The organism is Enterocloster clostridioformis, from assembly GCF_020297485.1.
GTDB classification, from domain to species: domain Bacteria; phylum Bacillota; class Clostridia; order Lachnospirales; family Lachnospiraceae; genus Enterocloster; species Enterocloster clostridioformis.
Genome location: NZ_JAIWZC010000001.1, coordinates 3,501,777 through 3,525,701 on the forward strand (window position 1 = coordinate 3,501,777; position 23,925 = coordinate 3,525,701).

At 49.0% G+C, this 23,925-nt stretch carries 21 protein-coding genes and 2 pseudogenes; 10 read left to right on the forward strand and 13 right to left on the reverse strand.

Annotation, left to right across the window (positions count from 1 at the left end; all coding sequences use genetic code 11):
• Nucleotides 1-204: 204 nt before the first annotated feature.
• The 4 genes from LA360_RS17615 to LA360_RS17630 all read left to right on the forward strand — a co-directional run bounded on the left by LA360_RS17615 (nt 205) and on the right by LA360_RS17630 (nt 3,055).
• Nucleotides 205-579: a hypothetical protein gene (locus LA360_RS17615; protein WP_225537599.1), complete on the forward strand. Its 375-nt coding sequence runs from the start codon at nt 205-207 to the stop codon at nt 577-579.
• A gap of 53 nt (nt 580-632) precedes the next feature.
• Nucleotides 633-1,154, forward strand: coding sequence for a hypothetical protein (locus LA360_RS17620; RefSeq protein WP_022202334.1), 522 nt, complete (start codon nt 633-635; stop codon nt 1,152-1,154).
• Between the two features lie 139 nt (nt 1,155-1,293).
• Nucleotides 1,294-1,668 carry a BlaI/MecI/CopY family transcriptional regulator gene (locus LA360_RS17625; RefSeq protein ID WP_002586711.1) on the forward strand — a complete coding sequence of 125 codons (375 nt, stop codon included), beginning with the start codon at nt 1,294-1,296 and terminating at the stop codon, nt 1,666-1,668.
• Nucleotides 1,661-3,055: a M56 family metallopeptidase gene (locus LA360_RS17630; RefSeq protein ID WP_022202333.1), complete on the forward strand. Its 1,395-nt coding sequence runs from the start codon at nt 1,661-1,663 to the stop codon at nt 3,053-3,055. Before LA360_RS17625 ends, LA360_RS17630 begins: the two co-directional genes overlap by 8 nt.
• Before the next feature lie 105 nt (nt 3,056-3,160).
• Here the strand turns inward: LA360_RS17630 and phoU are convergent, their stop codons facing one another.
• From phoU to gnpA, 11 genes are all read right to left on the reverse strand, one after another.
• Nucleotides 3,161-3,823 carry a phosphate signaling complex protein PhoU gene (gene phoU, locus LA360_RS17635; RefSeq protein WP_057571242.1) on the reverse strand — a complete coding sequence of 221 codons (663 nt, stop codon included), beginning with the start codon at nt 3,821-3,823 and terminating at the stop codon, nt 3,161-3,163.
• A gap of 21 nt (nt 3,824-3,844) precedes the next feature.
• Nucleotides 3,845-4,606, reverse strand: a complete 762-nt coding sequence (gene pstB / locus LA360_RS17640) for a phosphate ABC transporter ATP-binding protein PstB (RefSeq protein WP_022202331.1) — start codon at nt 4,604-4,606, stop codon at nt 3,845-3,847.
• 40 nt (nt 4,607-4,646) lie between these two features.
• Entirely contained in the window at nt 4,647-5,552 is a 906-nt protein-coding gene (gene pstA / locus LA360_RS17645) for a phosphate ABC transporter permease PstA (protein WP_112481445.1), read from the reverse strand.
• Nucleotides 5,542-6,480, reverse strand: a complete 939-nt coding sequence (pstC, locus tag LA360_RS17650; protein ID WP_022202329.1) for a phosphate ABC transporter permease subunit PstC — start codon at nt 6,478-6,480, stop codon at nt 5,542-5,544. The genes pstA and pstC overlap by 11 nt, the downstream gene beginning before the upstream one ends.
• Before the next feature lie 27 nt (nt 6,481-6,507).
• The gene (locus LA360_RS17655; RefSeq protein ID WP_112481446.1) at nt 6,508-7,464 is read right to left on the reverse strand and encodes a phosphate ABC transporter substrate-binding protein; all 957 of its coding nucleotides are present in this window, start codon (nt 7,462-7,464) and stop codon (nt 6,508-6,510) included.
• Nucleotides 7,465-7,759: 295 nt separating this feature from the next.
• A complete protein-coding gene (locus LA360_RS17660; protein ID WP_022202327.1) occupies nt 7,760-8,866 on the reverse strand; it encodes a phosphotransferase enzyme family protein in 1,107 nt (368 codons plus the stop codon).
• Nucleotides 8,863-9,798: a nucleotidyltransferase family protein gene (locus LA360_RS17665; RefSeq protein WP_057571241.1), complete on the reverse strand. Its 936-nt coding sequence runs from the start codon at nt 9,796-9,798 to the stop codon at nt 8,863-8,865. Before LA360_RS17665 ends, LA360_RS17660 begins: the two co-directional genes overlap by 4 nt.
• Nucleotides 9,799-9,854: 56 nt before the next feature.
• Nucleotides 9,855-10,745, reverse strand: a complete 891-nt coding sequence (locus LA360_RS17670; RefSeq protein WP_022202325.1) for a carbohydrate ABC transporter permease — start codon at nt 10,743-10,745, stop codon at nt 9,855-9,857.
• Between the two features lie 16 nt (nt 10,746-10,761).
• Complete coding sequence (locus LA360_RS17675; protein ID WP_022202324.1) at nt 10,762-11,667, reverse strand: carbohydrate ABC transporter permease; 906 nt, start codon at nt 11,665-11,667, stop codon at nt 10,762-10,764.
• A 126-nt stretch (nt 11,668-11,793) separates the two neighbouring features.
• Nucleotides 11,794-13,128, reverse strand: a complete 1,335-nt coding sequence (locus LA360_RS17680; protein ID WP_057571240.1) for an ABC transporter substrate-binding protein — start codon at nt 13,126-13,128, stop codon at nt 11,794-11,796.
• Between the two features lie 233 nt (nt 13,129-13,361).
• Entirely contained in the window at nt 13,362-15,641 is a 2,280-nt protein-coding gene (gene gnpA / locus LA360_RS17685) for a 1,3-beta-galactosyl-N-acetylhexosamine phosphorylase (protein WP_022202322.1), read from the reverse strand.
• 237 nt (nt 15,642-15,878) lie between these two features.
• Here gnpA and LA360_RS17690 point away from each other — a divergent pair, with 237 nt between their 5' ends.
• Nucleotides 15,879-16,778: an AraC family transcriptional regulator gene (locus tag LA360_RS17690; protein WP_022202321.1), complete on the forward strand. Its 900-nt coding sequence runs from the start codon at nt 15,879-15,881 to the stop codon at nt 16,776-16,778.
• 118 nt (nt 16,779-16,896) lie between these two features.
• Here the strand turns inward: LA360_RS17690 and LA360_RS17695 are convergent, their stop codons facing one another.
• Together LA360_RS17695 and LA360_RS17700 are read right to left on the reverse strand one after the other, a co-directional pair.
• Complete coding sequence (locus LA360_RS17695) at nt 16,897-17,313, reverse strand: hypothetical protein (protein ID WP_002586695.1); 417 nt, start codon at nt 17,311-17,313, stop codon at nt 16,897-16,899.
• Between the two features lie 212 nt (nt 17,314-17,525).
• A complete protein-coding gene (locus tag LA360_RS17700) occupies nt 17,526-18,701 on the reverse strand; it encodes a PhoH family protein (RefSeq protein WP_022202320.1) in 1,176 nt (391 codons plus the stop codon).
• A gap of 549 nt (nt 18,702-19,250) precedes the next feature.
• Between LA360_RS17700 and abc-f the strand changes: the two genes are divergently transcribed.
• The 5 genes and pseudogenes from abc-f (at nt 19,251) to LA360_RS31470 (ending at nt 23,909) form a co-directional block, all read left to right on the forward strand.
• Nucleotides 19,251-20,714 carry a ribosomal protection-like ABC-F family protein gene (gene abc-f / locus LA360_RS17705; RefSeq protein WP_089775796.1) on the forward strand — a complete coding sequence of 488 codons (1,464 nt, stop codon included), beginning with the start codon at nt 19,251-19,253 and terminating at the stop codon, nt 20,712-20,714.
• A gap of 79 nt (nt 20,715-20,793) precedes the next feature.
• Entirely contained in the window at nt 20,794-21,639 is an 846-nt protein-coding gene (gene modA / locus LA360_RS17710; protein ID WP_022202317.1) for a molybdate ABC transporter substrate-binding protein, read from the forward strand.
• Complete coding sequence (locus LA360_RS17715; RefSeq protein WP_022202316.1) at nt 21,617-22,456, forward strand: ABC transporter permease; 840 nt, start codon at nt 21,617-21,619, stop codon at nt 22,454-22,456. Before modA ends, LA360_RS17715 begins: the two co-directional genes overlap by 23 nt.
• Nucleotides 22,453-23,210: pseudogene (locus tag LA360_RS31465) on the forward strand (ATP-binding cassette domain-containing protein). The gene LA360_RS17715 and the pseudogene LA360_RS31465 overlap by 4 nt, the downstream one beginning before the upstream one ends.
• Nucleotides 23,207-23,909: pseudogene (locus LA360_RS31470) on the forward strand (hypothetical protein). Before LA360_RS31465 ends, LA360_RS31470 begins: the two co-directional pseudogenes overlap by 4 nt.
• The last annotated feature ends 16 nt before the right edge of the window (nt 23,910-23,925 follow it).

Sequence of the window (23,925 nt, forward strand, 5' to 3'; positions counted from 1 at the left end):
TATAACAAAGTTTAAGCCGATATTTTCACATATTTTCACACATGAAAGGAGCGGAACGGTATGAGAATCAAATTAAAAGAGGGTATAGTAATGGCAATGGCATTATCCTTGTGCATGCCACTCCATGCAGCTGCCGCACAGGGAGGGTATACCGAATCTTTCCAGTAGGAAAACAAGGATACCGAAGCTATCTGCATCATTGATATGACAGAAAAAGTTTATAACTCGCTAACAAGAATGCCAAGCGTCGTGGATGGCAAAACACAAGTTATGGCTTTCTCTGTTGAAAACCTCAAGAGCAATTCTTATGTAGATGGTTATGACTATGGAAAATCACTTAATCCCGGTACAAGACAAACATACTATGTGGTTTGCACTGCAAGAAGCTCCGGAACCACTGCTGATGTTGGTTTGGCATACTATAATAGCCAGGGAAAATATATTATCAACAGCAAAACATCCTTAAGTGGATATGATAGCTACGGGACAGTTTCCGCGACACCAACATTTAAAAATTACGGATACGTAAAAAATACTGGCTCTGCTAAGCTTACCGCATCATATGTATACATGAAATAAAGGAAACCCCCTAATAATTATCGGCTTAAATTTTATAAGGGAGCATCTCAACTATGAAATTAAAATGCAGCATTGTTATATTAGTCATCCTGGCATCTTTTCTTTTTTTAGTAAGCTGCCAAAATGATAGTGGAACAGCAGAAAAACAACAAACCAAATTAATTGAATCCTATTTTCAAGACTTGAAAAACGGTAATACAGAAGAGGCTTCTAAAAAGGTCCGATTTACAAAAGCAGAAATAAACGCCGGTTTACCAGATATATTCTGTGATGCCATGCAAGGATATGATTATAAAGAATTAACGATTCATGAAATCAAAAAACTGAGTGATTCTATTTATCTTGTAAATGCCACAGTCAATACAAACTTTGACAGCGAGAATAAATCTGAATATATCGATGTTGAATTCAATCCTTTTATTGTATTCTATGATAACGAATATAAAATCGCTTTTGTCAAAGAGCAGGTTCCCCAAAGCTTATATGGAGACTTAAAGGCATTGCCAGATAATTATGATGATAATTTAGACTACATCATATTTGAGGATGGTGATGAAACCTTTAACCTAGAATAGCCCATATGCGCCTGGCAGACGATACAATGATAACACAACATTTTCTACAATACTACCTGACAGCTATCATCGTCAAAAGCAGATATATGTTTATATTTTTATTAAGATGTATTAAAATATAAACAGGAGGTTGTATTGTATGGAAAAAAAATTATCACCAATGGAATATAAGTACATGGAATTTATTTGGAAATTCCCCCAGGGAGTATACAGTAACTTAATATACGACGAATTTCCGCAGGCACAAGGCACAAAAGGGGCTATTTTATTTCATATCAAAGAGAAAGGTTATGTCTCAGTCCAGCAGAAAGGAAAGCAGACCCTTTATACCCCGCTGATTAGCAAACTGGAGTATGATAAAATGGCAATTAATATGAGATTGAAGGATAAATTCGGAAGCAGCCGGTTGGAAAATCTGATTGCAACATTATGCGGTAAAAAGAGTTTAACAAAGCAGCAGGTAGATAAATTATATCAATTGATTGAAGAACTGAAAGAGGAGGATAATGATTAATTGGCTTGAACTGATATTTGTTATGTCAGTTGTATCCAGTATAATGTTCGGAGCTGTCCTTTTGATTGAACGCTTTTATAAAACTGAATACATTGAATACGTATATTTTATGATGAAAGTAGTTCTAATTATCTTTCTAATCCCCATGTTTATATTGATAATGAAGATTGTCATGGACAGCATGGGGTATACTATCAATGATATTCATGGGGATGATATAATGAGTGTCATTTGTTTTAATCGTTACAATATTGCCATGCTTCCCCATATTCAGGCTGCTGCAATATGTATTTTCGTCATATGGGGATTGGGGGCTATCTTAACTTTTATAAACTCATTTATCAAGGGAAGGCGGCTGTTACATCACCTTATTAAAAGCTCTGAAACTATTTCAAAAAAAGAACCGGATTACATGATAGAAAAAGCAAAAACAGAACTGGATATACGAAAGCTGCCTGTGTTATATAAATCTCATCTCATAAGCACACCATTTTTGACAGGAATCTTCAATCCTAAAATCATATTTCCAGGCAGGGATTTTTCCGAGGAAGAGTGGGACTTAATGTTGAGGCACGAATTGATGCATCTTAAATCGAATGACTTGTTGTTTAAAGCCATCATTGGCATTGTACACTGTATCCATTGGTTCAATCCCATTGTATATCTATATAAAATAATCTTTTTTGATTTCAGCGAATACGCTTGTGATAAACGAACAGCAGCAGCTTTTAACTCCAGACAAAAATCGCAATATGCGGGTCTCATCGTCAGCCTGGCCGCCACAAGACCGGAATCTGAACAGACGGTCACATTCGTTGACCGAAATTACAAGGTGATTGAAAGGAGGGTTAAAGAGATTATGAAAAAACCAACAAAGGAAAAAAGCGCATTATTAATCGGAACAATGGCACTTTTTATATTACTATGCCCAATGGCCGCATATGCTGCGGCATCCGGAGTAATGGAAGCTCAATCTATAGTAGTAAAGAATGAACTTACGAAAAATATTGAAGAGAGCAATATCTTCCTGAGTCAGGAATCATCCGTAAACATGAGAGCAGATGCAGTAAAGGCCATATTAGTTAATCCCAGAGGAATTAACAATATTGACATGTCTCTCGAAGCAGGCAACACATATATGTTTGACACTCTTTCTTTGAAAAAGGGACAGGAAATAACTCTATCAATCGTATCCGATAAGTCTTCCGACCGTTTCTCAGTCAGTATCACTGATAAATCAGGAAAAGGAAGACTCTTCTCATCCAATAAAGGAATGGTATCCGCTACCTATACCGTCCCTCAGAATGGCGACTATAAGATTTATATGAACGGACCAAATAGCGGCAGCGACGATATCCATATCAGCGGAACGATACGGATTGAATAGTTAACGCAAAGCAGCACCTGAATTTAGATATTTTACTTGTCTGCTTGACAAGGGGCATATCATAATTAACAGGTGCTGCATTTTTTTATCTACAAATAAATGATATTACATAATTCTAACATTTTTAAGAGCCCCGGTCTTAGAAAACTGGGTCCACTCACACACATTTACCGCGTGGTCCCCTATCCGCTCCAGGTACTTGGCCACCATCAGCAAATCAATTCCCTGGTCCGCCTGGTCCGGAGAGGATTGGAGCAGATGAATCACGTCATCCTTCACCTGGTTGAACAGCGTATCCACCTCGTCATCCCGTTCAATAATTTCCATGGCAGCGTCTAAATCCTGGTCGATGAATGCTTCTATGGCGTCGTGAACCATTGCGTTGGCGGATGCGGCCATAACCGGAAGATGCTTAACAATGTGATATGCATGCTCGCTTTTTATCCTCAGAATCAGCTCAGCAATATCCGAGGCATGGTCCCCTATCCGCTCCAGGTCCGTCACCACCTTAAGGGCAGTGGATACCTGGCGCAGGTCGCTGGCAACCGGCTGCTGGCGCAGTATCAGGGACAGACATCTGGACTCGATGGCGCGCTCCATGTCATTGACTGTCCTGTCGCCCTTAATCACATCCTCAGCCATCATATAATCCTGGTCCTCAAATGCCGTGAAGGTCTGCTCAATGGCACTCTCCACCATATGGGCCATTTCTTTTAAATCCTGTTTTAATGCTTCTAACTCATGTTCGTACGTAACCCTAACGCTCAATCTGATACCTTCCTTCTGCCATCATCCGAAACGGCCTGTAATATAGTCTTCTGTCCTTTTATCCTTCGGCATGGTGAAAAGTTCGTCCGTAGTCGCATACTCCACTACCTCTCCCACCAGGAAAAATGCAGTGTGGTCCGCTATACGCGTGGCCTGCTGCATGTTATGGGTCACAATGGCCACCGTATATTTGCTCTTAAGATCATCCATCAGATCCTCAATCTTCAGGGTGGATATGGGGTCCAGGGCGGATGTGGGTTCATCCATCAGAAGGACCTCCGGCTCCACGGCCAGGGCCCTGGCGATACAGAGGCGCTGCTGCTGTCCGCCGGACAGTCCCAGAGCTGATTTCTTCAGACGGTCAGAGACCTCATCCCACAGGGCCGCCCCCTTAAGGCTGCTCTCCACAATCTCATCCAGCTGGGCCTTATTCTTAATGCCATGGATTCTGGGTCCATAGGCAATGTTGTCATAGATACTCATGGGAAAAGGATTCGGCTGCTGGAATACCATGCCGATTTTCTTTCTCAGCAGGGTGGTATCCACCTGGGAATCATAAATATCCTCATCATCCAGGAGAACGGTCCCATCTATCTTAACGCCCGGCACCAGGTCGTTCATGCGGTTCAGTGTCTTCAGGTAAGTGGACTTGCCGCAGCCTGACGGCCCTATGAAGGCAGTAATCTTATGTTCATACAAATCAAGGTTTATGTTTTTAAGGGCATGATTCTCCCCGTAGTACAGGTTCAGATTCCGGGTTGAAATCTTTGTTTTGCTTTCCACGCTTATTCTCCTTTGCTAATTGAAATGGTCCGACGCATCCCTATGCCCCGGCTTCCACATTGAACCGGTGGGACATGTATTTTGCCAGACCGTTGATTCCCAGTACAATGACTAAAAGGACCAAGGCCACGCCAAAGGCCTCATTATATTTTGCTTTCTGCATAAACAGATAGAGCTGTATGGTGAGGGTTCCTCCGGATTCAAATATCTTGGAAAGCAGATTCTTTGGAAGATAATAACCGCTTCCCGCCGTAAACAGCAGGGCTGCTGACTCTCCCACAATTCTTCCGATGGCCAGGATTACGCCTGTGAGGATTCCCGGCATGGCGCTGGGAAGAAGGATAGTCCGTATCATATACCATTTTGTGGCTCCGATTCCAAGGGCTCCATGGCGGTAGCTGTCCGGCACGGTCTTAAGCGCTTCCTGGGTGGTTCTGGTTATGAGGGGCAGAATCATAATGGTCAGGGTCAGGGCTCCCGTAAGAATGGAGTATCCCAGTCCCAGAACATTTCCAAAAAACACCATTCCAAACAAGCCGAATATAATAGACGGAATGCCGGACAGGGTTTCTGTGGTAAACTCAATCATCCGCACCACCCTACCCGGCTTTGCGTATTCATTCAGATATACGGCAGAGCCAATGCCCAGGGGCGTGGCGATGAGCAGGGTAATAATTACAATGTACAGTGTGTTTATGATATTTCCCAGGATTCCAAAGGTTCCCTTTGTCGCGCTTGAGGCAGTACTTAAAAATGCCCATGTAACATGCGGGATTCCCCCCACAAATACATAACCCATGATGCCTGCCAGAAGAAGGATGGAGAAGCCGGCACAGGTATATATGATGACTGTAAGGAATACATCCAGGCCGCGTACCCGCTTGCCGTATATGCTGTCCTGTACGACGGAGTCCTTATGAACCCGGACCGCAATATCATTTGTCATTCCTGTTTCCTCCCTTCTTTAAAATCCTGGTAAGGCTTATGTTGATAATCATGATAAATGCAAACAGTACCAGGCCAATGGTGAAAAGAACCTGTCTGTGAAGTCCCGCGGCATACCCCATCTCCGATACAATGGCTGTTGTGAGGAAGCGCACGGAATTAAAAGGAAGGGGCAGGTTTACGGAGCTTCCCGACACAAGGCTGATGGCCATGGCTTCACCGATAGCCCTGCCCGTTCCCAGCACAACAGCCGTTATAATGCCGGATTTGGCCGCAGGCACAATTACCTGGAATATGGTCTGTATCTTTGTGGCGCCCAGTGCCAGGGATGCGCTCTTTAAATGGGCCGGTACGGATCTCAGGGAAGATTCGCTGATACTGATGACCGTGGGGAGAATCATCAGGGCCAGTACCAGCACGGCTGATATCAGATTGGCTCCGCCGGTAAACTGATGTGTTTCAGACCCTTTAAACAGCATCAGTTCCATTTTGTACATCAAAGGATTAAGAATCAGGATTCCCAGCAGGCCGTATATGACAGAGGGGATTCCGGCCAGAAGCTCGACCGCCGGACGGACCATGTCGCTCAGCCGTTTGGGGGCTACCTCTGCAAGGAATATGGCTGTCATGACGCCGATAGGAACTCCAATCAGGATTGCCAGAAAGGTTCCCACTATGGAGGTCAGGATGACAAACAGTATACCGAAGCTGGGGGATGCGGCTGCCGGCTGCCACACGGTCCCAAACAGGATTTCCAGCAGACCCACTTTAAACAGTGCGGGCGTACCGCTGATAAGCATGTACAGTGTGATGGATGCAACAGCCAATACGGCGAAAAAGCCGCAGGCAGTAAAGATGCCCTGTGCAGCTTTTTCGACAGCGGACTTGCTGCCATGACTGGATCGTATGGAAAATGTCTCCGCTCTCATGCAGGAAGTCTCCTTTCTCTATTCCGATTATTTATCAACTGCAATCAGTCCTACGGACTTCACAATCTCTGCGCCTTCATCTGAGTAGATATAATCGAAGAGGGCTTTTACCAGGTCATTCTGCTCGCTTATATCTCCCTTGGTAGCCATTACAAACGGACGGCTTAAGAAGTAGGAGCCAGCCTTGATGTTTTCCTCTGTAGGCTCAGCGCCTTCCAGCTTTACAGCCTTTACCGTATCGTCCAGTACATCCAGGGAAACATAGCCAATAGCGCCTGGCGTGGAAGCCACCTTTGCCATCACTGCGCCGGTGCTGTCCAGCTCATTGCTGTATTTGCACATGTCCTCCAGCTTTAACAGTTCCTCAAAGGCGCTTCTGGTGCCGGAGCCGGATTCACGTCCAACCACTACGATGGGAGCGTCATTTCCGCCTGCATCCTTCCAGTTGGTGATTTTTCCTTCGTAAATGTCAGACAGCTGCTGTTTGGTCAGGTCCTCTACCGTATTGGCCCCATCAACCACCACTGCGATTCCGTCAATGGCAACAATGTTCTCAGCCACGCCGCCAGCCTTCTCCTCATCCTTTAAATTCCTGGAAGAATTGCCGATATCAGCTGTTCCATTGCTGACAGCCTCGATTCCCGCGCCGGATCCAACGAATTCAGCTGTCACCGTCACATTTGGATATTTCTCCATAAAGGACTCGCTGAGGGCATTGGCAAACTTCTCCATGGAAGTGGAGCCCACCATGCTGATGGCGCCGCTTAAATCGGCAGACTGAGCATTTTTTGCCTCTGTAGCAGCCTGGTCTTTTGTCTCTCCGGCCGTAGCGGAAGCTTCTGCGGCCGTCTCCGCGGTTGTTGCCGGAGCGGCTGTCCCTGCTGCGGTTGTCTCTGTGGTGCTGTTGCCGCATCCTGCCAGGATACCCATGGCCAGAACTGCTGTGCCTAACAGTGCTGTTAACTTCTTTCCATTCATTTTCATAATACGTTTCCTCCTGAATCATTTCGTTTATTATCATGTTTTTTCTTATCTTTTCTACAGTTTGGAGTATACATAAGATTTACATCCGGAGAAATCATGATATGGTATAGTTTCTGTAAAATGTATGTAAAACCGAAGCCCCGGCCCTGTGCTACTCATACCGGCTCTCCCCACATCGGCGCCCCTCATACCGGTGCCCCTCATACCGGTGCATCCCGCAAAAAAGACGCCTGCCTCCACGGCAGACGCCTTTCACCTTATTTTATCCCGGTTTTACTTTAGTCTTATTCTTGTCTCAGCCCTTACAGACATCCTCCACAATACGTTCCATCTCTCCCCACTTCTTTTCCATATCCGCCACCAGTCCGAACTGGGTGCGGCAGCGATCCAGATTATGCTTCTCCCTGGCAGTCTTAAAGTAAGTGTCGCCGGACAGATAATCCGTAAGGAACCGGATGCCGCATTCCAGGGTCATGAGCCTGGAACCCTGAGGAAGCATTTTAACCTCTGCTCCGGTAAGGCTTCCCGCGCACCCCTCCAGAAAGCCTCTGGTATAGATTTCAAAGAGAGGAATTGACAGGGACACCCTGCTTAAATCTGTTTCATCCTCCTGCGCGGTATTGGCGCCAAAGCGGATGGAATCCCCAAAATCAAAGATGGAAAGTCCCGGCATAACGGTATCCAGATCAATGATGCAGATGGCCTGGCCGGTCTTGTCATCAATCATGATATTGTTTAATTTGGTATCATTATGGGTCACTCGCAGCGGTAGTTCGCCCTTAGCCAGCATATCCATGGCCAGCCCCATATCCTGCTCCCGGTCCATGGCAAACCGAATCTCATTTTGAACCTCTGACGCCCGTCCGCAGATATCTTCCTCCACCGCTTTCCTGAAAGCCCTGAACCTTCCCGGAGTGTCATGAAAACCCGGGATAGTCTCTGCCAGCTCTCTGGCAGGATATTGGGACAGAAGTCTCTGGAAATGCCCAAATGCCTTTCCGCTCTGGTAAAAGTCCTCCGGCTTCTCCACCAGGTTATAGCAGGTGGCTCCCTCAATAAATAAGTACATCCTCCAGTAATTCCCCCGACTGTCCACATAGAAAGGAGCTCCCTCCCTGGTCTTTATGAGGTTCAGGGTCTCCCGGTCCGGGTCCCCGCTGTTTTTTATGACCTCCTGCCTCAGGAAGGTGGTGACCCCCTCAATATTGCGCATAAGGGACACCGGGTCCTGGAAGATATCCGTATTCATCCTCTGAAGAATATAAGGGCGGTTCTCACATATAAGACGGAAGGTGTCATTGATGTGGCCGCTTCCATAGCGCTCGCAGCTCACTGCCGCCCCATCCGTGGCAAAAGCCCCGGCCGCCTCCTTGAGTATATGTTTATCCATTTCTGCACTCATTTCACATATTCCTCCCAAAGTTTCTCCGGGTACAATCCCTTATCCTTAAGGTCCTTAATGGCTTTTACCACTGTCTCTTTATCTTCTTTATAGGTAACTCCATACCAGCGGTCCACACTCTTTAGCACAGTCACCTCAGCCAGATCTGCCTTTAGAAGTTCATCTACCACAAAGGGCAGGAAATATTCGCATTTCATAGGATTTACAGGAAGGTTTTTATCCAGGAACGCCCCAAATCTGTTCTCCAGCTCGCCCAGAATACTCTTTGTAAACCCCCACATGTTCATGGAAACAATGGTGGACTCAGGAAGTTCTGTCCATGTGGCGCCGTCATCCTCCGTATATTCCGCCTGATTCCCATGCTTTTCAATCCTGGTCCGTTCGTGGATATCCACCAGACGGCTGTCTGCATCTGTCCGGCACACGCCTCTTGCCACATATCCATTGTCTGTCAGGGTATTATACAGCTTGTAGCCCACCATTGTATACTGGTATCTGCCCGTGTCCTCAACGGAGGACAGCTGGTTATAAATCATGCGAAAAGCTTCTTTTCCATAATAATCATCTGCGTTGATTACCGCAAAAGGCCCGTCAATCAAATCCCTGCAGCAAAGCACTGCATGGCCCGTCCCCCACGGCTTTACCCTGCCCTCCGGCACCTGGTATCCCTCAGGAATCTTATCCAGCTCCTGGTAAACATAGGCCACATCCATATATTTACTGACGCGGTTTCCAATATGAATCTTAAAATCGTTCTCAATGGCCTTCTTGATAATGAATATGACCTTTTCAAATCCCGCCTCCCTGGCATCAAATATGGAAAAATCAATGATAATATTCCCATAGGGGTCCACGGGGTCAATCTGCTTTAATCCTCCGTAACGGCTTCCCATACCCGCCGCCATAATCACTAATACTGGTTTCTGAGACATGCTGTCCTTCCTCCTCACATGATATATCCTTATTCCTTCACGCTTCCCGTTTCACCTTATCCCTTCACGCCGCCTCCGGTTACGCCCGCTATAATCTTCTCTGACAGGAAGATATACAGGATGAAGGTTGGCAGGAACACAATGACAACAGCAGAGAACATACCGGCCCAGTCACCTGTATATTTCATGGAGTTTATCATAGAATACAAGCCCACTGCCACCGGCCGTACCTTATCGGAATTTCCGAATATCAGGGAGATGAAATACTCATTCCAGATATTGATGAAGTTGAATATTGTAACGGTCACTATTCCCGGCTGGGCCATAGGAAGCATAATCAGCCAGAAGGTCTTTACAGGCGGACAGCCGTCGATGGCAGCCGCTTCCTCAAACGCCCTGGACAGATTGGCAAAAAAGGTAGTTAGGAAAATGGTGGTGTAGGGTACATTGATTCCGATATACAGGAATATCAGAGTCGCCCGGTTTGCTGACACATTGTTAAGGATGTTGAGACCTGCCACCGCGGCAAACAGCGGAAGCACAATCATGACTACCGGTACTCCCATGGAAGCCACCAGGGATGACTGTATTAGTTTATTGCACACAAAGTCAAAACGTGACAGCGCGTAGGCTGCAGGCGCGCAAATCAGTATCAGCAGGGTACAGGATACCGCCGCATAAAACAGGGAGTTAAAGAAAATAGTGGATACATTGGAATTGACCCATGCCTTCACATAGTTTTCTATATGGAATCCGCTCTCCAGCAGCTTATTGCCGAATATCTCCTTGGTGGTGGAAAAGCTGGCCATCAGGACCCAGCCCAGCAGGGCCAGGGTAAACAGAATCCACAGGGTAAGAATCAGGTATCCGGGGGCCAGCTTCAGTTCCTTCTTCCAGCGCACCGGTTCCCTGTACAGTTTTTCTTTTTTCTGAAATAATCCCGACATATGTTTTCCCCCTTTCCTAGAATTCCAGATCTTTGTCCTGAAGCAGATGATTGCAGAGCCAGAACACAATGACCACGCATACGCTCAGCATTACGCCGACCGCTGCTCCAATGCCGGAATTGCGCTCCGTGACGCTGTTGCCCGCCCCGAATATCTGCATGTACAGATAAACCATGGGCGTAATGGTCTGGGTATCAGCCGTGACCGTGGAGAACAGCTGGGACCATACGAAAAATCCAACGCTGGTAACGCTCCACATGGTAACATTGGTTCTGAACACTCCTTTTAATAGGGGAAGTGTTATATAGCGGAACTGGCCGAACTTATTTGCCCCGTCCAGAGTGGCTGCCTCAAAATAATCGTCGCTGATGCGCTCGATGCCGCTGGCAAATATCAGCATGTGATAGCCCACCATGCCGAAACAGTAGGCCAGGAGCAGAGCCATGAATTTGTGGTCGTTGTCCAGCCACTGTATCCTTGCCAGGGAATCCAGGCCCAAAGCCTGGAAGAAATTTTTAATCAGTCCGTACTTGGGGCTGTAGACATACTGGAGCCACATGGTCGCCAGGGCCACCGCGCTGACGATGTTAGGCAGATAAATCATTGCCCTGAAAAAGCTTTTGAAGCGGATGCTGCTGGTAATGATTACGGCAAACAGCAGAGCCAGGGACATGACGATGATACCGCCGATAAACCATATCCGGGCCAGGTTCCACATGGAGATGCGGAACAAGGTGGTATTCGCCAGCTTCACATAGTTATCAATACCGCTGAAGGTCCATTTTGACATGGGGTCCGTGATTCCCTCAATCTTGAAAAAGCTCATAAGGATAGTCCTGATAATGGGATAAAGGAATACCAGGACGAACATCACCAACGCCGGTGTCATGAACACAATTATCATTCCCTTATTTTTTTTCACGCCGGTTCCTCCTAACATAAACCTGTTCCGGATACGCTCCGGAGTCCAAAAAGAGGCGGCAGCGTTATACGATGCCACCTCACTGTTGCATATTCCATGCAAAATGTGCCGAATGTATTAATCTGATTACTTTCCTGCCGCCTGAAGGCTGGATACAAATTCATTCGCTGTAATGGCTCCGCTGCAAAGCTTGGTCATGTTCTCTTTGATGATTGGCGTCATATCCACATTGTCCTCTGCTCCGGCAGCCCACGGATAACGTGTCTTTAAGCTTTCCATTACAGGCTTCACGTCTGTAAGCTGTACAGGCCACTCTGAGTTTGTGGTGTCGGACGGGATTCCCAGGGATTCCTCAGAAAGCTTCTTGTCAAACTCGCCCTTGGTAATATAGGTAATCAGTTTAAAAGCATCCTCTGCATTCTGTGAATTCTTGTTGATAGCCAGCACCTGACCGCCGTAGTTTGCCGCTTCCGGACCGTCTGTACCGCCTTCCACTGCCGGGTAGCTGAAGCATCCCCACTGGAAGTCGTCGCCTGCCATGTTCTTTACTTCGTTTGGAAGCCAGGAACCATTGAGGTACATGGCTGCTGTTCCCAATGCCAGCTCCTGGTTCTGTCCTGCCGGGAATACGTTAGATGCTATATTCTCTGAGAAATATCCCTTTTGGGCAAAATCCGCGTAAGCCTTGGCTGTCTCCATCACAGACGGATCATCCCACTTATTGTTCTTTACGATATCCGATGTCTTGTCATAGCCGTTGAGTCTGGACATATGGTATCCGAAGAGACAAAGTATGTATGCGTCGTCACATGTAATAGGCGTATAGCCCGCGTCTTTGATTTTCCGGCATGCCGCATCCAGTTCTGCCCAGGTGGCGGGAACAGAGGTGACGCCTGCTTCCTCAAAGATTGCCTTATTGTAGAAAAACGCAAATACATTAGGCTGATAAGGAATGGACTTAAGGGTTCCTCCTCCCACCTCGCGGCAGGCTTCCATCAGGCTTGCATTGGCAGTTGCGTCATAATCAGCTGCCTTGGCCAGTTCTTCCAAATCCATCAGGTAGGCGCCCCATGTAGTATTCACACGGTCAATATCCTCGTCAAACAGGTCAATGTTGGTTCCCGCATCCAGGGCCGGCTGTAATCCTTCCCGGATTCCGGTACGTCCCTTGAACTGTACGTCCACGGCCACTCCTGTGTCTGCCGAAAACTTGTCAACTGCTTCCTTGATTACCTGGCCCTGGGGCTCTGTGGACTCCCACATGGACCAGTATACCAGACCTGTTCCGTCTCCGGCCGGTGCCTGAGCATCCGCTGCTGTGGTATCTGCTGCCGGAGCTGCCGTGGTGTCAGCTGCTGCCGCTGCCGTGGTCTCCGTGGCGCCGGACCCGCCGCCGCAGGCTGTCAGGGAACCAACCATGGCTGCCGCCAGTGCCAATGCTATCCATTTTCTGTTTTTCATAAAATACGTCCTCCTTGAATCTTATTGTGTTTTTGCTGATTCATATTCACTACTGATAATCCAATTATAGTAAATATGCACATGAAGTTCTTTGCACTATAAATTAATTTATTTGCACAAAAAGGCTTTTCCTATCTATAATACACAAATATCGCTCTTATCAAAGATTCATGTGGGTTATTTTGTATATTTATTGGAGATATCCCTATACAATCCCTTACACATCAGCCGCCTTATAAGTCAAACCATCTTATCTCACATGGCCCCAGCTCCATGGGTGCCCCGTGTCCATCCCCGTCATAGACCACTGTTGACTGCGCCCGGCTGGTGTTGTTGACCACCGCGTATTTTCCCGCCTCAGGATATCCATGCACCTCACAGTACAGATTGTCTGAAAACCATATCTTCATTTCCTTTTCTTTGGAGGCAGCATAGTACATGCTCCTAATGAGAAGCCTGGTGTTCTCATGGCTGTAAGGAAGGCCCGCAAGGTACACGCCCCGTCCTCTTCCATATGGGTGGGCGCTGAGATGGACCTCATGGTCTGAAAATTCCCCAATCTCCGTGTCCGCTCCCAAAGCATATATGTTCTTCATCCCTTCCCCGAAATCCAGAACCAGCCTTCCTGATTCATCCCTCAAAACGTCCTGTGTAATGAAGTGGCTGTCTGCCTGTTTTGTATGATACTTATCCGTGGACAGGGTAAATCCCTGCTCCTTATCCACCCCCAGCACATCTGCCAGCTGGAAATACCGTCCGCCCCGCTCTGCGGCGCTGGGCTCTCCCACTCCCACAAAGCCGCCGCCTTCCCAGACAAACCGCCTCACTGCCGTGAGAATCTGCTCATCCAGCCACTCATCCCCGCCGGACCAGGCCGTACCCGCATCCCCTGCATTGATGATCACATCCACGTCCTCTGGTATGCCTGAACTGCGTATATCGTCAAAGCTCATAAATGTCACATCCACGCCTGCCCCGCTCAGCGCCTCCAAAATGCCGAAATACGTGTAAGTCTGCTTGTACCAAAGGGCATGGGCCACCATGTATGGCTGCCAGGAGCGCAGCTTTCCCCAGCAGTTTAACACGGCTGCCTTCAGCCCGCAAAAAGGCCTGCTTCCTCCTATATTGCCGTAGATTTCCCTGAATTCTTCCGCAACTTTTTCAATGTAATCCACAAAGCCCGGAAATTTGCAGGCCAGACTCAGATACCCCCCGTATCCGATGCGGTCAACAGGTTTGCGCATCAGGGCCCTTCGGGCGCAAATCCAGTTCTCCACCGCCTCAGGCACAGGATCATTTCCCTCATAAAATGTATCCGGAAAAAAGTAGGGTAGGAAACGGCCTTCCGTATAGCTCACCCCCGGAATATCCGATATAAGGCGCAGCGTTGCCCCGCCTCCCACGCTGCCCACCACGGCATCCAGGCCGATTTTCGGGAAATAAGCGCCGTAAGGCTCGGTTCCGATCCAGTTGTCGCCCAAAAACATCATGGCCTTACGCCCCGCCTGATGGACCAGCTCCACCAGCTCCCTGGCTTTGCCTGCCACAAACCGCTGGATAAAGTCCATATAATCCCTGTAATGTCTGGTGGGAACCCGGAATGAGGAATTATAGTACCCATTGTCCACAATATCCTCAGGTCTGAGGGCATAGCCGTATTCCGCCCGGAATTCCTCCAGAGCCTTGACGCTGACCGTTGCCCCGTATCCGAACCAGTCTACAAATTTCTCCTTTGCGTCGCTTCCGAATACCAGCGTAAAATGGTAGAAAAACGTGGTGAACCGTACAACATCCGTATCCGGATTATCCTTTAACCACTGTACCAGGTACTCCCTTGCAAACAGGCCCGAAGCCTCCTGGCGCACGTCAAAGGGAATCTCATGGGGTTTATCTCCCCAGTTATTGGTTATGTGATTGTACATCTGGGTAGGATCCCACACCGCGTATACCAGGAAGGATACCGTGTATTCGTGGAAGGGCAAAGCATGCTCCATCACCACCCGCATGGGGGCGGTAGTGGCTTCTGATTCGTTGGTTTCTGCGGCTTCCCCGGCACCGTCAAACACTCCCTTAAACTCCCTGCCATCGCCAAATCCTTCCGGCATGGACGCTCCTGTCAGCTCCCACCGGGAGGCAGGGACCGCCTGGCCCGTGGTGCGGTCCATGACCTCCCACCACTTCTTTGGGTCATGGTAACAGTCAGGAACCACCTGCTGGCCAAAATACCCCTCCATAAAGTCCATCTCCAGATGGTTCCCCACCGCGGTAAAGCGCCGGGACATAAGGTAGAGCTGCTGGCATTCCTCCATATGCTTAACCGCAAATTCATTGTGGCCTCTTGCCACAAAATAGGTGGTGTAGATCTCCGCATCCAGAGATTTGACATCCCTGTCCAGCTTTGTCCCGTCGCTGTCACGGATGGCATCAGCGCCCCAGCGCTCCATAAGCTCCCTTGTCTCGTTCAAAAAACCGGATTCACTGGGAAGCGTAACTCTTCCTCTTGTCTTAGACATGTCCGTATCCTCCCTTATATCTTTCTATTGGGCTGTATTTCATAAGCCCATGGCTCTTGATTTCACTTAAATAAAGTATAGCGGATAGCCTTTTTTGTAACAAGACAGAGGACGGATTTTTATTTGCACATTCTATCATTTAATTTGTATGATTGTATTCTGTGGGATTGACTACTGTGGTATAATTCAAGAATATAAGACCGTTTTAGAAAAATACAGTGCGGGAGGAAGGATTCCATGGCCTATAAAAGTGTAGTACTGGAAGACAGCATTACCATCAACCGAGTTATTTCCGTCCACTATTTCCAGTATATGAGCGACTTCTCCTTTCCCGGAGAGAGCCACGATTTCTGGGAACTGGTATGTGTGGACCGCGGTGAAATCGACGCGTTGGCCGGAGAGCGGCGCCTGACCTTAAAGAAGGGAAATATTCTGTTTCACAAGCCCAATGAGTTCCACAACGTGCTGACCAACGGAAAGGTCTCTCCAAGCCTGGTGGTCATTGGATTTGTATGCCATTCACCTGCCATAAAGTCATTCGAGGATCAGCTCATGTCGGTCCAGGATACGGAAAAAGAGCTCCTGGCCCAAATCATCGTGGAAGCCAGAAACACATTCAGAGGAAGGCTGGATGACCCGTACCAGGAGGAGCTAATCTTTAACAGTGAACCTCTGACCTTTGGTTCAGCCCAGCTCATCAGCCATTACCTGGAACAGCTGATTATCCATCTTTACAGGAGATATTTTTCCTACTCCCTGCCAGTGCGTTCTTCCCGCTTTCTGGCCGAGGCCAGCAGCGGGAATGACACCTACAACCGAATCGTACGCTATATGGAGGAACATCTGGGCGAACGCATGACCATAGACAGAATCTGCCGGGACAACCTGGTGGGGCGCTCCCAGCTGCAAAAGCTGTTCCGGGACACAAAAGGCTGCGGGGTCATAGAATTCTTTTCCATGATGAAAATTGACACAGCCAAACAGATGATACGCGACAACCAGCTTAATTTCACCCAGATTGCAGACCGCCTGGGATACAGCTCCATCCATTATTTTTCCCGGCAGTTCAAGCAGATTACCACTATGACGCCTTCTGAGTATGCCACCTCCATACGGCTGCTGTCGGAGAAGCCTTAGGACTTAGAATGCCTCTTCGCCTGTCTTTCTTCATCAGATAGAAATGGCCACCCGGGAGTATGTCCGTTCCTCCCAAATGGCCGCTTCAGAAAATCTATTGGAGGGCTCCGCAGAACCATCAGCTCTTCTTTATAAAATCCGTCCCGCACTTCGGGCAATGAACGCTGACCTTCCCGTGTCCCCTGGGGATACGCACCTTCTGCCCGCATCCCGGGCACTTAAAGATACGGTATTTCCGTCCCTCTGTAAAACGGAATTTGATTTTCCTGAAATATTCCGTCACATAAAACCGCAGGCGCAGATAAACCTGATTTTCCTGATAGCGTTTCCCCACATTTTTTGAAAACATCCGTAAGTACAGGCAGATAAAACCCGCCAGCTCCAGGATATACAGAAACGAGGACAATATCCTTACCCTGACAACAACGTTCAGGAAAACCAGCACGAGCACAGCATACATGATAAACTGGCCCAGCTGGTCCATACCATATCTTCCTATCATGAAACGCTGGAATTTTTCTCTGATTTTATTCATCTGCAAACAATCCTTTCCCCATTGTCCGGCCTGCTGCCCGGTACATTCCCCAGGCAGCCGCGGATCATTCATCCGAAAGTAACTATAACCTAATTCTCATGGGAAAGCAATGTACAGACAGGTTTTTAATGATTATTTTATAAATGCAGGCATCAAAATGGAGGCCGCAGATTTTAGACGTCACAGACGCCGCTCATCGCAGGCGCCGCTCATCACAGACGCCGCACCGCGTCCATGGCAAGCTCTGAGCGCTCGCACTCGCTGGCATTCAGCGTAATCTGCCAACAGAGCCCGCTTCCCTTCATATGTTCCGACGCATAGCTGAGTCCATTGGTGCGTTCATCCAGAAAGGTCCTGTCTATCTGGTTTGGATCGCCCAAAAGGATGACTTTTGTCCCCATCCCTGCCCTGGTGATGATACCCTTTACCTGGTTTGGCGTCATATTCTGGGCCTCGTCTATTATCAGATAGGTCTTGACAATGGAACGGCCCCGTATATAGTTCAGAGCCTCTGTCTGAATCAGACCCCGGTCAAATATCTCGTCCACCTTACCCTTAAGCTCTGCCTCGTCTTCATAACGTTTTTCCTCGTTGGAATCAATGAGCTGCTCCAGGTTGTCAATTACCGGTCTCATAAGAGGCGATATCTTCTCCTGTTCATCTCCCGGAAGAAAGCCTATATCCGCGTCAAACTGGGCGTTGGGACGGCTGATGATGATCCGCCGGTATTCCCCCGTTGGATTGTTCAGCAGTTTTTCCAGTCCCACGGCCAATGAATAGAAGGTTTTTGCCGTTCCCGCCATTCCCTTTACAATCACCAGAGGCGCTTTGTCCGCCGGCTGCATCAGCGCCTCCTGCAGAAAGTACTGCCCTGAATTCTTAGGGCTGATGCCATATGGTTTGCTCTTTTTGTATTCCAGCGGCACGATTCTGTCTCCCTGAACCCGTCCCAGCAGCGTTTTCTTTACGGACTGGTCCGCTTTCAGAAGCAGAAACTGGTTTTCCCACAGCTGCGGACAGCTGTGTCCACCGCTTTCGTCAGATATGTATGCTTTATCCACAGGAATCCCTTTTTTCTTAAACTCCTTCACATCCTCCTCCGGTATGAATACCTCGCAGCGTCCCGTGTACTGCTCATCCCTGTCCGACACCTGTTCCGTGATAAAGTCCTCAGCCCGTATCCCTATAATTTGTGCCTTGATGCGCAGCTGTTCCAGCATACGGATGGAAGCCCTGGCATTGGCTCCCCGCTCTCCCTCTGCCTTCTTTAGGTTATCTAACTCTTCCAGCACCACCATGGGAAGCACAATATAGTTCTCCTCAAAGCAGTTCACAGCGTAGGGGGCTTGAATCAGCACATTGGTATCTAATACATAGGTTTTAATCATTCACAGGGCTCCTTTTCCGGTTTTTATAAAACGTTTTGGACTCTTTGCAGTTACTTCTTACGATTACTTCTTTCCAATTACCATCATACCCCGCTGCTTGACCCCGTTCTACCACAGATATGTAAAACAATAGTAAAGATCTTGACATTATATTTCCCATCCCCTATAATCAGAATTGATTCGCGGACCGCATTCCACAATATAAGTACAATATGGTATAAGAGAAAGGCGGCTAACTGAAATATGATTATTAGATGATTGAACAGCAGCAGATGATTTACACACACCCTTTCCTGGCTGTATAAAAGCCGGGCGGATTTTGTGTGTCTTTGTCATTTCGTTCAGTCATACAGGGAATCATATTCCACAGGGCCATATTTTTATATAACAGGATGCATCTGTCTATCCATATGCCTCCGCCGCATCAGACGGCATGTCCCGGCAGGCGCGCGCAAACCGCTCCTGACCTGTACATTCCCTCTCCTTCGGCTTCCTCACAGGCCAGGTTTATATCCCTTCTGAACGAAGTGCGTTTAGGAGGGATTTTTTATGTTGTTAAATGCACTGAATATTAAAAAAGAATATGGAATTCAGACTGTGCTGGATATTGAAAAACTGGAAATCCGGGATGGGGACCGGATTGGGCTCATCGGACGCAACGGAGCCGGGAAATCCACCCTTTTAGGCGTCCTCTCCGGAAGGATTGCCTGCGACGAGGGCGTGGTGAAAAGGTATTGTCCCATTGCGGAGATTCTCCAGACCGGTGAAACTGAGGATGAACCTGAGGCCAGGCTTCTAAGCCAATTAAAGCTCCGTGACAGCGCTGTAAAAAGCGGGGGCGAAAAGACCAGGCGCGCCATCGGGGCGGCATTTTCCAGCCAGGCCCCGCTGCTCTTTGCCGACGAACCCACCACTAATTTGGATATGGAAGGCGTGGCACTGTTGGAGAAAATGATGAGGGGCTACAGGGGGGCCATCCTGATGATATCCCATGACAGGACGCTTTTGGACCAGGTCTGCAATCAGATATGGGAGCTGGACCGGGCAGCCGTGCGCGTCTTTGACGGCAATTACTCTGACTGGGCCTCTCAGAAGGAACGTGAACGGGGCTTCCAGGAATTTGAATACCAGCAGTACCAGAAAGAAAAAAGGCGGCTGGAGCGGGCTGCCGACGCCTTGCAGAGAAAAAGCCGGAAAATGGCAAAGCCGCCCAAACGCATGGGAAGCAGCGAGTGGATGCTCTACAAAGGCGTCGCCGCTGTCCAGCAGGGTCATGTGCAAAGCAATAAATCCTCTGTCATGAGCCGGCTGGAGCACCTGGATAAAAAGGACCGCCCGGACGAACCGCCCCAGGTGTCCATGAGACTGCCGGACGCCGGGCGGATACGGGCCAAAAACGCGGCCGCTATCCGGCATCTCACCGTGAGCTACGGGAATCGCATTGTACTGGACGATGTGAGCCTGGAAATAGAGGCAGGGAAACGGACCTTTATCATCGGCAATAACGGGGCCGGGAAGTCCACCTTAATCAAAGCCCTGATGGACAGGGCCCCCGAAACCTTCATTGCCTCCGAAGCAAGAGTCGCCTATTTTTCTCAGGACCTGGACACCCTGGACCCGGAAAAAACCGTGCTGGAAAATGTAGCGGAGGATGCAGCCTATCCCCAGCATATCTGCCGGGCCGTCCTGGCCAACCTCTATATGACTAAAGACGATATGTTTAAACCAGTCAGCGTATTATCCGGAGGAGAAAAGGTCAAGACAGCCCTGGCCAAGGTTCTGGTATCAGGCTGCAGCTTCATGATTCTGGACGAACCCACCAACCATATGGATGTGTATACCATGGAGGGTCTGGAACATCTGCTGGAAAGCTACGACGGAACGCTGCTGGCCGTCAGCCACGACCGTACCTTCATAAGTCATACAGGGGATGTGGTGTGCCAGCTTGAAAAAGGAAACATACAAAAAAGCACGGCGCAGAAAACAGACACACGGCACAGCGGGAAATATTAACCGTTATATTTTATTGACAATAACGCTTTTCCATTATATGATAGATTTACTATAATTATCCATATGGAGGAGACGTATCATGAGAAAAAATGTATTGGGGATTCTACTGGCAGGCACCATAGGATCTGCCCTTATAACAGGCTGCGGTGCCGCATCCTCCGGCACTGCCCAGTCCTCTGCCCCACAGCAGACACAGGAATCAGCTCCGGCCTCTGACGAAGCCGGTACATCAACCGCGGACGCAGCAGACCTGACAGGCCATACCCTGATGATCTACTGCGGCGCGGGCATAACAAAGCCGTTCCAGGAAATAGCAGACAGCTTTAAATCGGTCACCGGCTGCGAGATGAACGTGACATACGCCAATGCCGGCCAGATTCAGTCCCAGATTACCACATCCGAAGAGGGCGACATGTTCATAGCCGGTTCAGCCGAGGAACTGAAACCGGTTGAGTCCTATGTATCCGAAAGCAGGGCGCTGGTAAAACATATACCCGTACTGGCAGTACAGAGCGGCAATCCGAAAAACATTACCTCTCTGTCCGGCCTGGCCGCAGAGGGCGTGTCCCTCATTATCGGCGATGCGGACTCTACTCCCATTGGAAAGATTGCCAAAAAGGCCCTGAGCGATGCAGGTATCCTTGACAAGGTACAGATAGCGGCATCCACTGCCACGGCTCCCCAGATGGCAACTGCCATTGCCGCGGGAGAGGCTGACGCAGCCATCATCTGGAAGGAGAACTGCGATGCAGAAGGTGTGGAAATCGTGGATAACAGCGGTTTGGAAGATTACATAAAGACCATCCCCGCGGCCTCCTTAATCTGCTCTGCGGATCATGACGCCAGACAGGCATTTCTGGACTACTTAAATTCAGGGGAGGCACGGGAAATCTGGATAAAGTATGGATATGAAATTGCGGAATAAACATAGGAGGCGTAGAGGGACAGACCTGTTCTCAGCCCTGACCGTCGCGGTGGCGCTGCTGGCGATTCTTTTCATCGGCAGCGCGGTCTGCGCCATTGCAGCCGGAGGGCTTCCCGCCTTTGCCGGAACCATACGCCAGAAGGAAGTGCTCTTTGCCCTGCGTCTCAGCGCGGTCACCGCCAGTCTCTCCACCCTTATTGTCATGGCTCTGGCACTTCCCACCGCCTATGCCCTGACCCGGACCTCCATGCCCTTTAAGGAGCTGTCCGGCATCATCATCGAACTGACCTTGTCCCTTCCATACCTGCTTCTGGGACTCAGTCTCCTTATCATATTTTCATCACCTGCAGGCAAATGGCTGAAAGAGCAGGGCTTTAAGGTGGTGTTTTCTCCCGCGGGCATTGTCATGGCCCACATCCTGGTAAATCTCCCCTATGCCATCCGGCTCATCCGCACGGCCTTCGAGGCATCCGACCAGCGGATGGAATTCATTGCCCGGACCCTGGGGGCTTCCCCCTGGAAATGCTTTCTGACCATTCTCCTTCCCCTTTGCCGCAGAAGCCTTGTGAGTACCTTCATCCTGACCTGGTCCAGAGCCCTGGGTGAATTCGGAGCCACCCTTATGGTGGTGGGAATTACCCGTTTTAAGACGGAAACCCTGCCCGGCAGCATCTATCTGAGCATATCCACCGGCGACAACCAGGCCGCCATGGCAACTGCCATGCTGATGCTGATGATTTCCGGGCTGGCCCTCTTTCTCTCCCGTCTGCTTACCAGTCCCGCTGACAGAAACAAAAGGCAGGTGTTCATACGATGAACCAAATAGTTATCAACAATTTTTCCGTAAAAAGAGGCAGTTTTACACTGTCACCCATCTCTCTTACCATACAAAAGGGGGAAATCTTCGCCATCCTGGACCGCACGGGTTCGGGTAAGACCGTACTTCTGGAGGCCATCAGCGGCATGTTTCCCGGGGACACCGGCAGCATCCTCTTTGACGGAATTGACATACGGGACATCCCGCCCGGTCAGAGGAAGCTGGGCCTTGTGTATCAGGACTATGGCCTGTTTCCACATATGAAGGTAAAGGAAATATTTCCTATGGACTGAAAATGCACGGATATTCAAAAAAAGAACAGGACAGCCGCGCACAGGAGCTTATGGAAATGCTGTCCATCTCCCACATAAGAGACCAGTATCCCGGAACCCTGAGCGGAGGCGAGAGCCAGCGCACAGCCCTGGCAAGAGCCCTGGCACCGGCTCCCCAGGTTCTTTTATTAGATGAGCCATTTTCAGCCCTGGACCCTGCCACCCGGCAGTCCCTGTATCAGGAGCTGCGCCGGATTCACCGGCATTTTGGCTGCACCATCATCTTCGTCACCCACGATTTTCTGGAAGCCCGGACCCTTGCAGGCCGCGCGGCCATTCTTCTGGAAGGGGAATTAAAGACAGTCACCGACACCTCCAAGCTGATAAACGGGCATTTTTCCGCGGAGGTGGAAGGGTTTCTGGGGAGAAATCAAATCATTACTGCGCCAGAGCGCCAAAAAGAAAAGAGGATTGTCCAATGACATATATCAATGATGCGCTGTCATTTTACAGCGAATTAAGATCACGTTTCATGAAGCTGCTGACAGAGGAAGGGATTCTGGACGAACAGGTGGTAATCAACACAAAATCCCTCACGCCGGAGGAAGCCATAGGTATTACCAAACGGAAGGATTTTCCCATCATAACAGGAAAGGATGTGATGGTTCAGGCAGAATGTTTGGGCGCACTGGGACAGGCGTTTACCGATGCCCCCTCTGCATATCGGGGCACATTGGAAGAAATATGCTCCCTGGACCTGGCAAATGACCCCTACAGCCGCGGATTGTTCATAGCGGCCCTGAACGCTGTCATGAAACACCTGGGCAGAGTGGACTGTACGGTCCACTGCCGCAATGAAGGGCCGGAATTCTGCGCCGCGGATGTGGTCCGTTAGGGCAGTTGACTTAAGCCCGTCCAATATCGGCCAGAAGCGCTTCGGAGTCCTTGTTGAGGACGGACGCATCCCTGAGACCAGTCAGTCCCTGTGCCGTCTGGCAGATCTGGTACTGTGCACGGGAAGCACTGTCTGTAACGGATCCATCGTGGACTTCCTTCCATTTAAGGACAAAATCCTGTTCTATGGCACTACCCTGGCCGGAGCCGCCCCTCTTATGGGCCTGCCAAGGCTGTGCTTTGCGGACCGTTATCAGGATTCCTTCTTGCAAAATACGTCTGCCTGATGCTATAGTATAGAAA

Excerpts from the sequence above, each read along its gene's own strand:
- LA360_RS17615 (WP_225537599.1), top strand. The coding sequence starts at position 205 with ATGACAGAAAAAGTTTATAACTCGCTAACAAGAATGCCAAGCGTCGTG.
- LA360_RS17620 (WP_022202334.1), top strand. The coding sequence starts at position 633 with ATGAAATTAAAATGCAGCATTGTTATATTAGTCATCCTGGCATCTTTT.
- LA360_RS17625 (WP_002586711.1), top strand. The coding sequence starts at position 1,294 with ATGGAAAAAAAATTATCACCAATGGAATATAAGTACATGGAATTTATT.
- LA360_RS17630 (WP_022202333.1), top strand. The coding sequence starts at position 1,661 with ATGATTAATTGGCTTGAACTGATATTTGTTATGTCAGTTGTATCCAGT.
- pstA (WP_112481445.1), bottom strand. The coding sequence starts at position 5,552 with ATGACAAATGATATTGCGGTCCGGGTTCATAAGGACTCCGTCGTACAG.
- pstC (WP_022202329.1), bottom strand. The coding sequence starts at position 6,480 with ATGAGAGCGGAGACATTTTCCATACGATCCAGTCATGGCAGCAAGTCC.
- LA360_RS17655 (WP_112481446.1), bottom strand. The coding sequence starts at position 7,464 with ATGAAAATGAATGGAAAGAAGTTAACAGCACTGTTAGGCACAGCAGTT.
- LA360_RS17660 (WP_022202327.1), bottom strand. The coding sequence starts at position 8,866 with ATGAGTGCAGAAATGGATAAACATATACTCAAGGAGGCGGCCGGGGCT.
- LA360_RS17665 (WP_057571241.1), bottom strand. The coding sequence starts at position 9,798 with ATGTCTCAGAAACCAGTATTAGTGATTATGGCGGCGGGTATGGGAAGC.
- LA360_RS17670 (WP_022202325.1), bottom strand. The coding sequence starts at position 10,745 with ATGTCGGGATTATTTCAGAAAAAAGAAAAACTGTACAGGGAACCGGTG.
- LA360_RS17680 (WP_057571240.1), bottom strand. The coding sequence starts at position 13,128 with ATGAAAAACAGAAAATGGATAGCATTGGCACTGGCGGCAGCCATGGTT.
- gnpA (WP_022202322.1), bottom strand. The coding sequence starts at position 15,641 with ATGTCTAAGACAAGAGGAAGAGTTACGCTTCCCAGTGAATCCGGTTTT.
- LA360_RS17690 (WP_022202321.1), top strand. The coding sequence starts at position 15,879 with ATGGCCTATAAAAGTGTAGTACTGGAAGACAGCATTACCATCAACCGA.
- LA360_RS17695 (WP_002586695.1), bottom strand. The coding sequence starts at position 17,313 with ATGAATAAAATCAGAGAAAAATTCCAGCGTTTCATGATAGGAAGATAT.
- LA360_RS17700 (WP_022202320.1), bottom strand. The coding sequence starts at position 18,701 with ATGATTAAAACCTATGTATTAGATACCAATGTGCTGATTCAAGCCCCC.
- abc-f (WP_089775796.1), top strand. The coding sequence starts at position 19,251 with ATGTTGTTAAATGCACTGAATATTAAAAAAGAATATGGAATTCAGACT.
- modA (WP_022202317.1), top strand. The coding sequence starts at position 20,794 with ATGAGAAAAAATGTATTGGGGATTCTACTGGCAGGCACCATAGGATCT.
- LA360_RS17715 (WP_022202316.1), top strand. The coding sequence starts at position 21,617 with ATGGATATGAAATTGCGGAATAAACATAGGAGGCGTAGAGGGACAGAC.